Raw genomic sequence first — 13,366 nt, 5'->3', positions numbered from 1 at the left:
TTCAGCATGTCCACATTCTCTCGCTTCACGCCGCTCATCCAATCCCTACCATCCACCATCCCCTTTGTCGGGCCGGAGGCGATCGAACGCCAGCGCGGGCGCGCGATCGCGGCGCGCATCGGCGCCAATGAAAGCGGCTTCGGTCCGGCGGAGAGCGTGCTTTCAGCGATGAGAGAGGCAGCCAGCGGAACCTGGAAATATGCTGACCCGGAAAATCACGATCTGAAACAGGCGCTTGCAGCCCATCTCGGAACCAGCCCGGCCAATCTCGCGATCGGCGAAGGCATCGACGGCTTGCTCGGCCAGATCGTCCGCATGGTGATCGAGCCGAGCATGCCGGTCGTCACCTCGCTCGGGGCTTACCCCACCTTCAATTACCACGTCGTCGGCCATGGCGGCCGGCTCGTCACAGTGCCCTATGCGGGGGACCGGGACCTCGACGGGTTACTGGCAGCCGTGAAGCAGGAAAATGCGCCGCTCGTCTATTTCGCCAATCCCGACAATCCGATGGGAAGCTGGTGGTCGGCCGAACGCGTTGTCGAGTTCGCGAGGGCCCTGCCCGAAACGACGCTGTTCATTCTGGATGAAGCCTACTGTGAAACCGCACCGGCCGATGCGCTACCGCCGATCGACGCCCTGATCGACATGCCGAACGTGGTGCGTACGCGCACGTTCTCGAAGGCTTACGGGCTTGCGGGTTCGCGTGTCGGCTATGTGGTCACCACGCCGGGCACGGCCCAGGCTTTCGACAAGATCCGCAACCATTTCGGCATGAATCGGATCGGCGTCGCCGCGGCAATCGCAGCGCTTGCGGACGAGGTGTATCTGAAGGAAGTGACGGCCAAGATTGCGGCGTCGCGGCAGCGCATTGCTGCTATCGCCACGCAAAATGGCCTTGCCCCGCTCGTCTCAGCCACCAACTTCGTGGCCGTCGATTGTGGCCGCGACGCGGTCTATGCCCGCGCGATCGTCGATACCTTGATGAGCGACCACGGCATCTTCATAAGAATGCCGGGGGTGGCGCCGCTCAATCGCTGCATCCGGATCAGCACCGGACCGGAGACGGAGATGGCCCTGCTCGAAGCAGCCATGCCCGCGGTCCTGAAGAAACTCGCCTGACCCCTTTTCTCAAGGCCCAGCTTGCGGCGCCGTCGGGCGCCGCCCGTCCGATCAGTGAACCGTCATCCATTCGCGAGCTGCGCGCAGCGCCGCTGCGAGGTCCGGCTTGCTCATCGTCATCGCCAGGTCGGCGCGCAGATCGACGGCGCGGTCGCAACCCTTGATCGCCGCGATGTTCAGCCACTTGTGGGCGGCGACGAGATCGACCGGGCGACCGTGGCCGGTCGCGTAGGCCAGACCCATGTCGCAAAAGACTTCCGCCTGGTTGTCACCACCCATCGCGGCATCCGAAGCAATCTGCATATCAAAGCGTGCCATTGTCGTGTCCCTGTCTTGCCTGGTTGGTTTTTCCGAAGCGGCCCGCCCGTTTGGGGCGGACCATGCTCCAGATCAGCACTTGTTTTGGTCCCTGTTCGACCTTGCCTCTTTGCGGGCCTTTCCGAAGCGCGCCGTCTTTTTGCGGTGTCGTCCTCGGTGGTTTTTCGGAGCGTTTCGTTCCGCTCGTCTTATGGCTTCACTATGCCTGACGGGCTTCAATGGGCGCTTAAAATGCATGCTTAATTTGCGACAAACAAAGTTCAAACGCTTGGTAAACTTGAGTTTTTGTTAAACATCGGAAGGCCTGAAATCCCGCGCATTCGCCTCAAAATTTACGAAAAATTCAATCGACGATTTCAACCAAACGCTAACCACGAAAAGATCGGCGCCAGAAAAGTCCGCGCAATTCCTTGCGCAAGAAGCGCTCAAAACCGCCCAGGAAAAAGCGGCAAAGGCCGCGATTCGGCTGGTTTACCTTTACGTGCGCGTAAGCTATCTTGCCCGCGGCGGTGAGGAGACTGCCTTTTCATACGAGGACATCTTGAGCTGCCGGCGGAGCGGACCACGCCGGCAGCCTCAATCTGGAGGACACGAATGCTACGTACATTGCTCATCACCGCGACGCTGGCTCTCGGCATTGCCGGAACCGCCGCGGCGGCGGAACCGATCTTAGGCAACTGGAAGACGGCGAGCGGCGCCACGGCGGAAATCGCCCCCTGCGGCGGCGCCTTTTGCATCACGCTGAAGACCGGCAAACATGCCGGCAAGCGCATCGGCAACCTTTCGGGCACCGATGGCAGCTACTCGGGCGAGATTACCGATCCGGACACCGACAAGACCTATAGCGGCTCGAGCGCTGTCAACGGCAATTCGCTGAAGATGAAGGGCTGCGTGCTGAAGGTGCTGTGCAAGTCGCAGACCTGGACGCGCCTTTAGAAGGGCGAGCATCGCGGACAAGGGGAGAGTTGAGGGCGGCCGATGGCCGCCCTTTTTGCATCGTAGCCGATCTCCCGCCGGCAATCAGGGCGTTTCACGACCGCCGTGCATCTCGGCCGCCGCTCAACCGAAGATGAACGCCAGATGAACGGACATCTCAGCATCAATTCAGTTTGGGTATGCGAAAACACACTCAATCGATTTGAACCTGCCTCCAAACAACGGACAGAACCATGGATATCCTCGCTCGGCGCCTCACCATCATCAGCCTTCTGATGGTCGTTTTCGCTGTCACTCTTGCAGCTGCAGTCAGCGCTGACACCGAACGTCGCCGCAGCAACACCTATCTCGGTTCGCTGACCGATTGCACCGCCCACACGGCACAGTACTGCCAGGCCAAGCTCTAACGCAGCCAGGCAGGCTAAGTTCCAGAGCCTCAACTGAAGCCGATCACTTCGTGGTCTGATGGGGAGACGAACATGCTGGCAGCACTTTCGACTTCGGCCTTTCTGTCGCTGCGCGTCCTGGCGCTCGCCAGCCTGCTGATGGCGCCGGTCGGGGCGCTCGCCTATTCCAAGGCCAGCGGCACGGGCATCGGCAAGCAGGGCGCGGGCCTTGTCCTCTTCGTCACCCTGCAGCGCCAGGCCATGACCTGACGGATCGTTGCGGATCGGAACTACGAGTTGAAAGGGGCGCACATTGCGCCCTTTTGTTTTGGCCGGCTTGCGCATCAGCGAGCCGCTTTCCTATCCTTGGTTTTCCAGAGGATTCGTCTCAGCCAAGGCCACCAGACCCGAACCGATGCCCGCCTATCTCATCTATGCCCTCGCCGCCCTTGCAGAAATTGCCGGCTGCTTTGCCTTCTGGGCCTGGCTGAAGCTCGACAAGTCTGCTCTCTGGCTTGTTCCCGGAATCGTCTCGCTGGCGCTCTTTGCCTGGCTGCTGACCTTGATCGACAGCCCCGCGGCCGGCCGCGCCTATGCGGCCTATGGCGGCGTCTATATCGCCGCATCGCTCATCTGGCTCTGGCTGGCGGAAGGCGTCAGACCGGACCGCTGGGATCTTGCCGGCATGACGGTTGCGCTGATCGGCAGTGCGATCATCCTCGCCGGCCCGCGTTGAGCAACGGGCCTCAAATCGCCCCGCGGTTGTGCGTGCCGCCATCTTGTCGTTTGCTTGTCAGAAGCCGCAGCCTATAATGCGACATGAACAAGCGAATCTCTTCACACTCCGTCCTTTCCACAGCAACGCCCGAGCCTTTCGAGCCGCAGTATTTCGATGATCCTGCGGCCGCAGTCGATTGCCTCGAGGCGCTTTACGAGCGCAATACCCGGTTCCTCTGCGAGGCGTTCGAGGGGCTGGGCAAGGGCGGCAAGCCGTTGACCCGTTATCGCGCCTGCTACCCGCAGGTCAGCATCGAGACGAGCAGCTTCGGCCATGTCGATTCCCGTCTTTCCTATGGTTATGTCAGCGCGCCCGGCGTCTATACGACGACGATCACGCGGCCAAAACTCTTCCGGCACTATCTGAAGGAACAGCTCGGGTTGTTGACGCGCAACCACGGTCTCGGCATCACGGTCTCGGAATCGGCCACCCCGATCCCCTTGCATTTCGCCTTCGGCGAAAGCGCCTATGTCGAGGCATCGGCCGCCAATGCCATCGACATCCCCTTGCGCGACCTGTTCGACGCGCCTGATCTGACGACCACGGACGATGAGATCGCCAACGGTTCCTACGAGCCAGGTCCGGGCGAACCGTCGCCGCTCGCGCCGTTCACGGCGCAGCGCATCGACTATTCGCTGGCGCGCCTCAGCCACTACACGGCGACGAGCGCCAATCATTTCCAGAACTTCGTGCTCTTCACCAACTACCAGTTCTATATAGACGAATTCTGCGCTTGGGCCCGCCAGCAGATGGCGGAAGGCGGCAACGGCTACACGGCCTTCGTCGAGCCCGGAAACATCATTACGCCCGCCGGGGCAGACAAGCCGGAGACGGACTTTACCCTTCCGCGGTTGCCGCAGATGCCGGCCTATCACCTGAAGAAGAAGGGCCACGGCGGCATCACCATGGTCAACATCGGTGTCGGCCCGTCCAACGCCAAGACGATCACCGACCATATCGCCGTGTTGCGCCCGCACGTCTGGCTGATGCTCGGCCACTGCGCCGGCTTGCGCAACAGCCAGCGGCTCGGCGACTACGTGCTTGCCCATGCCTATATGCGCGAGGATCACGTGCTCGACGACGACCTGCCGGTCTGGATCCCGCTGCCGGCGCTCGCCGAAGTGCAGGTGGCGCTGCAGGATGCCGTGGCCGAAGTGACCGGTTATCGGGACTACGATCTCAAGCAGATCATGCGCACCGGGACCGTCGCCACCATCGACAACCGCAACTGGGAGCTTCGCGACCAGCGCGGCCCGGTCAAGCGCCTGTCGCAGGCGCGCGCCATCGCGCTCGACATGGAATCGGCAACGATCGCCGCCAACGGCTTCCGCTTCCGCGTGCCCTATGGAACGCTGTTGTGCGTCTCCGACAAGCCGCTGCATGGCGAACTGAAGCTGCCGGGCATGGCAACGGCCTTCTACAAGACGCAGGTCAGCCAGCATCTGAAGATCGGCATCCTGGCGCTGCAGAAGCTCGCGGCGATGCCGCCGGAAAAGCTGCATTCGCGCAAGCTCAGAAGCTTCTACGAGACCTCGTTCCAGTAGAGGTCAAAACGTCGCTAGGACATTGCCCCACGGCACGGCGCTCTAGCGACGTTTCCCCAAAACCATCGACAACAGCGTGCCCGCGACTGCGGACACGATGATCAGGAGATGCGCGTTGACGCCGGCGGTCGCCAGCAGTTCGAGGCCCGCCCGGCCGGCGGGGGCGCCGAAGGAAACGGCACCGGCCGCAATCGCTGCCGGATAGGTGCCGACGCCAGCCGGCGCATGCATCGGCAGCACCGAAGAAAGCTCGCCTCCGAGCGCGCCGCCAAAACAGGCCGCAAGCGGCGCAACTCCCATGAACGCCAGCACCCAGGCGAGCACGATTACCTTGACGGCCCAGTTGAGGATGGTCATGCCCCAGGCGCGCAGGAACGCAGCCACGGTGCCCGGCAGACCCGCCTCCAAGTCCTCGACGACCGGCTCGAGCTTTGCCGGCAGGAGCCTGCGCGCCAGCGCGATTGCGTGGTCCTTCAAGAGAAAGAAGAGAAGCGGCGAGGCAAGCGCCGCAAACCAGACGAGCCAGAGCCCGATCGACCCTCTGCCGAAGACCAATCCGACGACGGCCACGACGAGGAGCGCATGCAGGTCGAGCAGGCGCATGACCAGAAGAGCGGCCGTCCCCCTGGCGAGCGGGACAGAAAACTCCGAACGCATCAGGAGAGGAAAGCTGGTCTCGCCGGCCCGAAACGGCAGCATGATGTTCAGGAGATTGTGGACCTGGGTGACCCGAAAGAGCGGCAGGAAACGCCCCGACGTTTCGCTCGGGAAGTAATCGTAGATGCGATAGCAGCGAATGAAGTAAGTCGCGATGAGCAGCAAGAGGGCCGCAGATGCGGCACCAACGCCGATTTCGGACCACTGGCGCAAGAGCGCCGACCAGCCCCAGAACCACTCAACGAAGGCCGCGTAGGCCGCAATGGCGCCCGCCGACAGCAATGTCATCCGGTTGCGGACGAGCCAGGATCGCCGGTCAGGCTCGCAATCCGATGTCATCAGGCCTCGATTTCCCGTGTTGAAGGGCAAGATTGAACGTTGGTTATCACCGATAACTGTGCAAGAAAACGATTATGTAAGCAGTCCAATTCTTGCGGCAGCGTGAGCGCCGTATGTATGAGCGGTTCCCATGCATCCCATAGAGCTATCCGTCGTCATTCCCGTATTCAACGAAGAAGACAGCATTCAGCCGCTGATTACGCGGGTCCGCGATGCGCTGGCGAATTTTCCGTCCCCTTGGGAACTGATCCTCGTCGACGACGGCAGCACCGATCGAACGCTTGTGAATGCAAGAAAGGCCCTTTCCGATCCCGGCATCGACCTCAAGATCGTTGAACTGCAAAAGAACTTCGGACAGACGGCCGCGATGCAGGCGGGCATCGATGCCGCCACCGGCCGCCTGATCGCCACGCTCGACGGCGACCTGCAGAACGACCCGGCCGATATTCCCGAGATGGTCACGGCCATCGAGGAGCGTCAGCTCGACCTGCTCGTCGGCTGGCGAAAGAACCGGCAGGATGGCCTGCTCCTTCGGAAAATCCCGTCCTGGTGCGCCAATCGCCTGATCGGCAAGATCACCGGCGTCCGGCTTCACGACTATGGCTGCAGCCTGAAGGTCTATCGCGCGTCCGTCATCAAGCAGGTGAAGCTGATGGGCGAAATGCATCGCTTCATCCCCGCCTGGGTCGCAGGCGTCGTGCCGAGCAGCCGCATCGGCGAAATGCCGGTCACCCACCACGCACGGCAGCATGGCCAATCCAAGTACGGGATCTCCAGAACCTTCCGGGTGATTCTCGATCTTTTGTCGGTGCTGTTCTTCATGCGCTACAAGGCGCGCCCGGGACACTTCTTCGGTTCGATCGGCCTTGCGACGGGGGCGCTCAGCGCCCTGATCCTGCTCTATCTCGGCTTCGACAAGTTCGTGCTCGGCAACGATATCGGAACCCGCCCGATGCTGATCGTCGGCGTGATGTTGTTCCTGTCGTCGGTTCAGCTCATCACCACGGGCATTCTCGCGGAAATGATGGCGCGCACCTATTTCAGCGACGACGGCACGACGAACTATATCGTCCGGCAGGTCTTCGTGCGGGACCAGACAGATGCTTGAGGCCGTCAACCGCCGGCCAAACCTGATCCTTGCGCTGATTGCGGGCTACTTCCTGCTTTGCATCGCACTGAGGCTTTCCGCTTCGACTTCGCTCGAGATCGACGAATCCGAGCAGGCCTATGTCTCGCAGTTCCTGATGCTCGGCTACGGTTCGCAACCGCCTTTCTACAATTGGCTGCAATACGGGCTGACCTCGCTGTTCGGCCCGTCAGTGGCGACGATGACCGTACTCAAGAACGGCCTATTGTTCCTCTGTTGTCTCTTCTTCGGCCTTGCATCCCGCGAGGTTCTCGGCGACCGGCGCCTTGCAGCCATCACGACAATGGGCGTCCTCGCTCTGCCGCCGATCTTCCTGCTTGCCCAGCGCGACCTCTCGCACACGGTCGCCGCGCTATTTGCCGTTTCGCTCTTCCTGTACGCATTCCTGCGGACGATGAGCCGACCGACCTTCTTTGCCTACGCTCTTACAGGCGTCGCCGTCGGGATCGGCGTCATTTCAAAGTACAACTTCGTGATCGTTCCGGTCGCGGCGATCGTCGCGATCCTGCCCGAACCGAAACTTCGCGCCCGGCTCTTCGACTGGCGCATCCTTGTCGCACTCGCCGTCTGCGCGCTGATCGCCCTGCCGCACGGCACCTGGGTCCTGCAAAATATCGGCGCCGCGTCGAGCAATACCTTCAAGGAAATGGGAACGGGGCAGGAAGCCGGTTTCGTGTCGAAGGCGTTGAAGGCGATCGTCGCGCTCTTTGCCTCGACGCTTCGCGGCTCAGCGATCATCTTCGTCGTCTTCGCCCTCGTGTTTCGCAAGGACCTGCCGGCGATCTGGCGCGCCGACAGCCTCTGGGCTCGGGTCGTCGGGCGCATGCTGGTCCTCTGTCTCGGCGCCGTTCTCGTCATCATGCTGGTCACCGGCGCCACCCATATGCGGGAAAAGTGGCTGGTTCTCTTCCTCGTCCTGCTGCCGCTCTATCTGGCCCTCAAGGTCGAGGCGTCCGGCGTTGACACCACACGTAGCGTCCGGCCCGTCGCCCTCTTTATCGGCTTCGTCATCGTGACCACGCTGGTCGTGGTGTCTACCCGCGCAGTCGTGCGGCCTTGGTTCGGCAAGGTTTCGAGACTGAGCATCCCCTACAGCAGCCTCGTCGACACCATCGTTCAGCAGCAGGGACGCGAACCGGCGATGGTTCTGGCCACCAACAAGCAGGTGGCCGGCAATCTGCGAACGCGCCTGCACGGGGCCAAGGTCTACGTGCCCGGCAACAACAGCAGCCCGGCGATCGGTCAGCTGGCCGGGCCGCTTCTCGTTGTCTGGACCAACGACGGCAAGGCCGATGCAGCGCCACCGGCGCCACTCGTCGATGTCCTCAAATCCTTCGGCGTGCCGGAAACGCACTTGCAGCCGCAGCAACTCGCCCTGCCCTATCTCCACGGCACGCTCGAGGATCGCTACAGTTTCGGCTACTTCTGGATCGACGATCCGTCGCGATCCGCGCCGACGAGCAGCTTGAGTTCGCCAGGGTGAATGCGCAGCGCGACGTCGCGGCCCATGGGCAGAAGTTCGCCGTCGATGACGCAGTTGATCTTTCGTTCGACCTTCGGAAAATGCAGATCGAGGGCATGACCGCTCATGGCGGTAATCAGCGGACTGTCGCGAAACTTGCCGCGCATTACATCGAGCGCGAGCTTGGCGACACCCGGCGGGCTCAGCGGCGGCGCCGTGTAAAAGCCGAGATGGCCGGCGGTCACGTCGTCCGCATACATCAGCGTGTCGCGGCCGAACGGATTGTTGGAAACCGAGACCGCCGAGACATGACGGCTCTCCTTGTGACCATCGACATCGAACTCGATCTCGAAATCCGGAGGATTGAGAATCACTCCGACTGCGGCGCGGGTGCTGGCGGCGATCTTTCCCGCTCTTGAGCGAAAGCTGTAGGATTCGCGGTAGCGCACCATGCGCGCATGCAGCCCCATGGAGAATTGATGCACGAACGCACGGCCATTGGCGCTGCCGATGTCACCGTCGATGATCACGCCATTCGCCAGCACTTCCGGCACTTTCCAGATATCGAGCGGCAGCTTCAGCGTGCGGGCAAAAAGATTCATCGTTCCGGCGGGAACGACGCCGAGCGGCATGCGGTTCTTCCAGGCGACGCCGGCGGCGGCCGAAATCGTGCCGTCACCTCCGCCGGCAAGAATGGCGTCGAGGTCGTCGCGACGGCAGGTCCGCTCCAACGCCTCTTGCATCTCGTTTCCGGAAACCGCTGCAATCTCGATCTGGTGGCCTGCGGCCTGGAAGACGTCTTCGACCTTCTGGCCATAGGCGGCCATGTCTGTCGTGCGGAACGTGCCGCCGTCGCGATTGAAGATTGCCTTGATTTTCATGAACGGGTCATCGGCTCCATTGCCGCGGCAATGCGGCTCACCGCGATCAGATAAGCGCGATTGCGGCCAATTCCAGAACCTTACCGAAACTTAACGGGAGCGCCGGTCGTTCGTCCGCTCCATCACGACCAGCACAACAGAAGCCGAGTGTCACAGCAATGCAGCGATCAGCGCGGTTCGGGCAACTTCAGCGGCCCGCCTGTCTTGATCGAGCGGATGGCGAAATTGGACCGGATGTCGGTGACGCCGGGCAAGGCCAACAGCGTCTCGGTCAAGAGTTTTTCGTAGGCAGGCAGATCCTCGACGACGACCTCGGCGAGGAAATCGGCATTGCCGGAGATCAGGAAGCAGGAGACCACCTCGGGGATGGCGAGCAGCGCCTCCTGCTGCTGCTGTGCGCTCTCGCGGCTATGGCGCCCAACCTTGATTTCGACGAAGACCGTCAGCCCGAGACCGGCTTCCTTACGATCGATGTCGGCCCTGTAGCCGCGCAGGATGCCGGATTTTTCCAGGTTGCGGATGCGCCGCAGGCAGGGCGACGGCGAAAGATTGACCTTTTCGGCAATCTCGACGTTCGTTGCGCGCGCGTCCTCCTGAAGGATTCTAAGGATGGCGAGATCGAATTTATCGAGGCTTGGCATTTTTATGAACTTCAGTTGTTATTATTGGCACATTGTTGCTGAACATAGTCCATTTCGGGCACAAATCGCAAGGACATGCCCCGCTATCAGGGCGTAATCTTCCTTCCAGACCCAAAAGCCTCTCAGGTATCCAATTCGGGAAGGAAATTCAAATGGTTGCGCTCGCTCTCGATCGCGGCAATACGACGCCTGTCGCCGCCGGCTATGCCGGCGCCTTCGTAACCGTCCTCATCTGGGCGGGCTGGATACTGGCGACCCGCCACTCGGCCGGCACCGCGCTTGGCACGATCGACCTCGGGCTGATCCGCTACGGCGTGCCGGCGATCCTTCTTGCCCCGGTCTGGCTGAAGACCGGGCTTCTGCCGCGCAAGCTGCCGCTGCTGTTGCTCGTCCTGATGGTCGCCGGTTCGGGCGCCCTGTTCTTCCAGGTCTCCGCCTTTGCGATCCACTCCGTTCCAGCTTCCTCGGTCGGCGTTCTCCTCGGTGGCTCGATGCCGCTTGCCACCGCGCTCATCGGCATCACGGTCTTCGGCGAGCGGCCGGACCGGATGCGCGTGCTCGGCTTTGCCGCAATCCTTGCCGGCGTCGCCATCCTCCTGACGCGAAGCCTCGGAAGTGCGGCCTCGACCGGCTGGAGCGGCTATGCGCTGCTGCCGACTGCGGCGACCCTCTGGGCGATCTATACCCATGCCTTCCGCCGCTCCGGCCTCAGCCCGCTGCAGGGAAGCGCCCTGATCGCCATCTGGTCGTTCCTGATCCATCTCGGACTTGCCGCCTGCTTTGGAACCACCCTTGCCAGCGTTCCGGTCCAGGAGATCGCCTTGCAGGTCACCAGCCAGGGCATCCTGTCCGGCCTCGTCGCCATGGTAGCCTACGGCTTTGCCGTGAAGAGCCTTGGCGGTACCCAGGCGGCCGCCTTCACGGCGCTGACACCGGTTCTCGCGATGGTCGGCGGCGCCGTCCTGCTCGGCGAGCAGATCGGCCCCTTCGAGATCCTCGCCGCGGTCGTCACCGCTACCGGCGTCGCGCTTTCGACCGGCATTCTTTCGTCCAGGCCCTGAACGCAAAGCTCGTTAAAATGGGAAGGCCCCGGAGGTGTTCGCTCCGGGGCCTTTTTCTGTCTCGACGACAGGCTCAGCCGTGAATGATTTCACGGTGTTTTTGCAGCCGGTGACCGTAGGCCTGGCTGACGCGATCGAAGATGATGGCAATGCCGACGATCGCAAGGCCGTTGAAGATGCCAAGCGTGAAGTACTGGTTGGCAATCGCCTTCAGCACCGGCTGGCCGAGGCCCTGAACACCGATCATCGAGGCGATGACCACCATGGCGAGCGCCATCATGATCGTCTGGTTGATGCCGGCCATGATCGTCGGCAAGGCGAGCGGCATCTGGACGTTCTTGAGCTTCTGCCACGCCGACGAACCGAAGGCATCGGCCGCCTCCAGCACGTCCTTGTCGACGAGGCGAATGCCAAGGTTCGTCAGGCGAATCATCGGCGGGATCGCGTAGATGACAACGGCGATCAGCCCCGGCACTTTGCCGATCCCAAGCAGCATCACGACCGGGATCAAATAGACGAAGCTCGGCATCGTCTGCATCACGTCGAGAATCGGATTGACGATGTTCTGGAACCGGTCCGAACGGGACATGACGATGCCGATCGGAATGCCGATGGCAATCGACAGCACGGTACAGACGAAGATCATCGAGACCGTCTTCATCGTGTCGTCCCACATGTCGAAGTAGCCGATCAACAGCAGCGTGCCGATGCAGCCGGCGACGATCTTCCAGTTGCGGCTTGCCACCCAGGCGATGAAAGCGATCAAGATCAGGATGATTGGCCAGGGCGTCTTCGTCATGAAGCGCTCCGACTGGATGAGAAAGAACTGCAAGGGCTCGAAGAAGCCTTCGATCGCGTCGCCATAGGCGCGCGTGAAGCCGCGAAATCCCTCGTCGATCGCCTTTTTCAAGGCTCTCAGGCTCTCGTCATCCATGTGTGGAAACTGGGTCAACCAGTCCATTCCATTTCCCCTTCAGATTTCGCCGGCCGCGATTGTTGTTTTGCCTTTGCCGGACCTAGAACGAAGAGGCGGCGCACATGACTGCGCCGCCCGCTGGTTATGACCATCGCGATCAGAGCGCGGCCTTCACCTTTTCGGCGACCTCGGGCGAAACCCACGGGGTCCAGATATCGGGGTTTTCCTGCAGGAAGTGCTTGGCGCCCTCCTCCCCGCTCGCCTGATTGTCGGTCATCCAGGCCATCAGCTTGTTGACCGTGTCGTTGGTCCAGGCGCGCTTGTTGAGGTAATCCATAGCCGGGCCGGCGCGATCGGCGAAGGCCTTGGTCACCAGCGTCTGGACCTTGTCCTTCGGCCAGTCGTTCTTCTTGGGATCCGGGCAATCGGCAACCGTGTTGCAGCGCTTCCATTCGGCCGGATCGGCGGCCACACCATGCTCGAGCTTCACCATCTCGTACTTGCCGAGAAGGGCCGTCGGCGCCCAGTAGTAGCCGACCCAGCCCTGCTTGCGCTCATAGGCCTTGGCGATCGAGCCATCGAGGCCGGCGGCCGAACCGGTATCGACCAGCGTGAAGCCAGCCGTTTCGCCGCCATAGGCTTTATAAAGCTGCGTCGTCACGACCGTGCCGCCCCAGCCCTGCGGGCCGTTGAAGACGGCGCCCTTGCTTGCGTCTTCCGGATCCGGAAACAGTTCCTTGTGCTTCAAGGCGTCATCGATCGTCTTGATGTCGGGATTGGCATCGACGATGTATTTCGGCACCCACCAGCCCTGGACGGCGCCATCGGAGAGCGCCACGGCGGCGCCGACGAGCTTGCCCTCCTCGAGGCCGCGATTGACGACATCCGGAAGCAGGTCGACCCAGCCTTCGGGTGCGACATCCGGCTGGCCCTTTTCGATCATCGAGGTGATCGTCGGCACGGTGTCTCCGACCACCAATTCGGCATTGCAGCCGTAGCCTTCCGTCAGGATGATCTTGTCGACACTCGCCAGCACCTCGGCGCTCTGCCAGTTCATGTTGGCGATCGTGACGTCGCCGCATTCGGCGGCCGAAGCTGCGCCGGCGAGGCCAAAGAGGCCCGCGGCCAGGCAAGTCGTTGCAAGAAGCTTCTTCATTTCCGTTCCCTTGTTTTGGCGGTGC

The 13,366-nt window shown here is 62.0% G+C and carries 15 protein-coding genes; 9 read left to right on the top strand and 6 right to left on the bottom strand.

What is annotated here, in order from left to right; genetic code table 11:
* Positions 1 to 6 precede the first annotated feature (6 nt).
* The gene (locus tag IB279_RS05690) at positions 7 to 1,119 is read left to right on the top strand and encodes a pyridoxal phosphate-dependent aminotransferase (RefSeq protein ID WP_192339125.1); all 1,113 of its coding nucleotides are present in this window, start codon (positions 7 to 9) and stop codon (positions 1,117 to 1,119) included.
* A 51-nt stretch (positions 1,120 to 1,170) separates the two neighbouring features.
* On the opposite strand, the gene IB279_RS05685 is transcribed toward IB279_RS05690, so the two are convergent.
* A complete protein-coding gene (locus IB279_RS05685) occupies positions 1,171 to 1,437 on the bottom strand; it encodes a sel1 repeat family protein (protein WP_034804178.1) in 267 nt (88 codons plus the stop codon).
* A gap of 594 nt (positions 1,438 to 2,031) precedes the next feature.
* Between IB279_RS05685 and IB279_RS05680 the strand changes: the two genes are divergently transcribed.
* The 5 genes from IB279_RS05680 to IB279_RS05660 all read left to right on the top strand — a co-directional run bounded on the left by IB279_RS05680 (position 2,032) and on the right by IB279_RS05660 (position 5,081).
* Complete coding sequence (locus IB279_RS05680) at positions 2,032 to 2,373, top strand: DUF2147 domain-containing protein (protein WP_192339124.1); 342 nt, start codon at positions 2,032 to 2,034, stop codon at positions 2,371 to 2,373.
* Between the two features lie 233 nt (positions 2,374 to 2,606).
* Positions 2,607 to 2,780: a hypothetical protein gene (locus tag IB279_RS05675; RefSeq protein WP_034804185.1), complete on the top strand. Its 174-nt coding sequence runs from the start codon at positions 2,607 to 2,609 to the stop codon at positions 2,778 to 2,780.
* 72 nt (positions 2,781 to 2,852) lie between these two features.
* Positions 2,853 to 3,029 carry a hypothetical protein gene (locus tag IB279_RS05670; protein WP_162251053.1) on the top strand — a complete coding sequence of 59 codons (177 nt, stop codon included), beginning with the start codon at positions 2,853 to 2,855 and terminating at the stop codon, positions 3,027 to 3,029.
* A gap of 145 nt (positions 3,030 to 3,174) precedes the next feature.
* Positions 3,175 to 3,495: a YnfA family protein gene (locus IB279_RS05665; protein ID WP_034804329.1), complete on the top strand. Its 321-nt coding sequence runs from the start codon at positions 3,175 to 3,177 to the stop codon at positions 3,493 to 3,495.
* 83 nt (positions 3,496 to 3,578) lie between these two features.
* Positions 3,579 to 5,081, top strand: a complete 1,503-nt coding sequence (locus IB279_RS05660; protein WP_034804189.1) for an AMP nucleosidase — start codon at positions 3,579 to 3,581, stop codon at positions 5,079 to 5,081.
* A 42-nt stretch (positions 5,082 to 5,123) separates the two neighbouring features.
* Here IB279_RS05660 and IB279_RS05655 read toward each other — a convergent pair whose 3' ends face one another.
* Complete coding sequence (locus tag IB279_RS05655; RefSeq protein WP_113189670.1) at positions 5,124 to 6,077, bottom strand: lysylphosphatidylglycerol synthase domain-containing protein; 954 nt, start codon at positions 6,075 to 6,077, stop codon at positions 5,124 to 5,126.
* A gap of 130 nt (positions 6,078 to 6,207) precedes the next feature.
* On the opposite strand from IB279_RS05655, the gene IB279_RS05650 reads away from it, so the two are divergent.
* Together IB279_RS05650 and IB279_RS05645 are read left to right on the top strand one after the other, a co-directional pair.
* Positions 6,208 to 7,185, top strand: coding sequence for a glycosyltransferase family 2 protein (locus IB279_RS05650; RefSeq protein ID WP_034804195.1), 978 nt, complete (start codon positions 6,208 to 6,210; stop codon positions 7,183 to 7,185).
* Positions 7,178 to 8,707 carry a glycosyltransferase family 39 protein gene (locus tag IB279_RS05645; RefSeq protein ID WP_112975752.1) on the top strand — a complete coding sequence of 510 codons (1,530 nt, stop codon included), beginning with the start codon at positions 7,178 to 7,180 and terminating at the stop codon, positions 8,705 to 8,707. Before IB279_RS05650 ends, IB279_RS05645 begins: the two co-directional genes overlap by 8 nt.
* Here the strand turns inward: IB279_RS05645 and IB279_RS05640 are convergent.
* On the bottom strand, positions 8,644 to 9,567 hold the full coding sequence (locus IB279_RS05640) for a diacylglycerol kinase family protein (RefSeq protein ID WP_113189671.1): 924 nt from the start codon (positions 9,565 to 9,567) through the stop codon (positions 8,644 to 8,646). The two genes, IB279_RS05645 and IB279_RS05640, sit on opposite strands and share 64 nt — an antisense overlap.
* Before the next feature lie 167 nt (positions 9,568 to 9,734).
* The gene (locus IB279_RS05635) at positions 9,735 to 10,208 is read right to left on the bottom strand and encodes an Lrp/AsnC family transcriptional regulator (RefSeq protein ID WP_113189672.1); all 474 of its coding nucleotides are present in this window, start codon (positions 10,206 to 10,208) and stop codon (positions 9,735 to 9,737) included.
* A 152-nt stretch (positions 10,209 to 10,360) separates the two neighbouring features.
* Between IB279_RS05635 and IB279_RS05630 the strand changes: the two genes are divergently transcribed.
* Positions 10,361 to 11,269, top strand: a complete 909-nt coding sequence (locus IB279_RS05630) for a DMT family transporter (RefSeq protein WP_113189673.1) — start codon at positions 10,361 to 10,363, stop codon at positions 11,267 to 11,269.
* Positions 11,270 to 11,342: 73 nt separating this feature from the next.
* Here the strand turns inward: IB279_RS05630 and IB279_RS05625 are convergent, their stop codons facing one another.
* Complete coding sequence (locus IB279_RS05625; RefSeq protein ID WP_060522087.1) at positions 11,343 to 12,230, bottom strand: proline/glycine betaine ABC transporter permease; 888 nt, start codon at positions 12,228 to 12,230, stop codon at positions 11,343 to 11,345.
* Between the two features lie 112 nt (positions 12,231 to 12,342).
* Positions 12,343 to 13,341 carry an ABC transporter substrate-binding protein gene (locus IB279_RS05620; RefSeq protein ID WP_034804335.1) on the bottom strand — a complete coding sequence of 333 codons (999 nt, stop codon included), beginning with the start codon at positions 13,339 to 13,341 and terminating at the stop codon, positions 12,343 to 12,345.
* Between the last annotated feature and the right edge of the window lie 25 nt (positions 13,342 to 13,366).

The organism is Ensifer sp. ENS06, assembly GCF_014852205.1.
In the GTDB taxonomy this organism is placed as follows: Bacteria; Pseudomonadota; Alphaproteobacteria; order Rhizobiales; family Rhizobiaceae; genus Ensifer; species Ensifer adhaerens.
The sequence above is the reverse complement of the archived record's forward strand: the minus strand, read 5'-3'. Positions and strand labels throughout refer to the sequence as shown.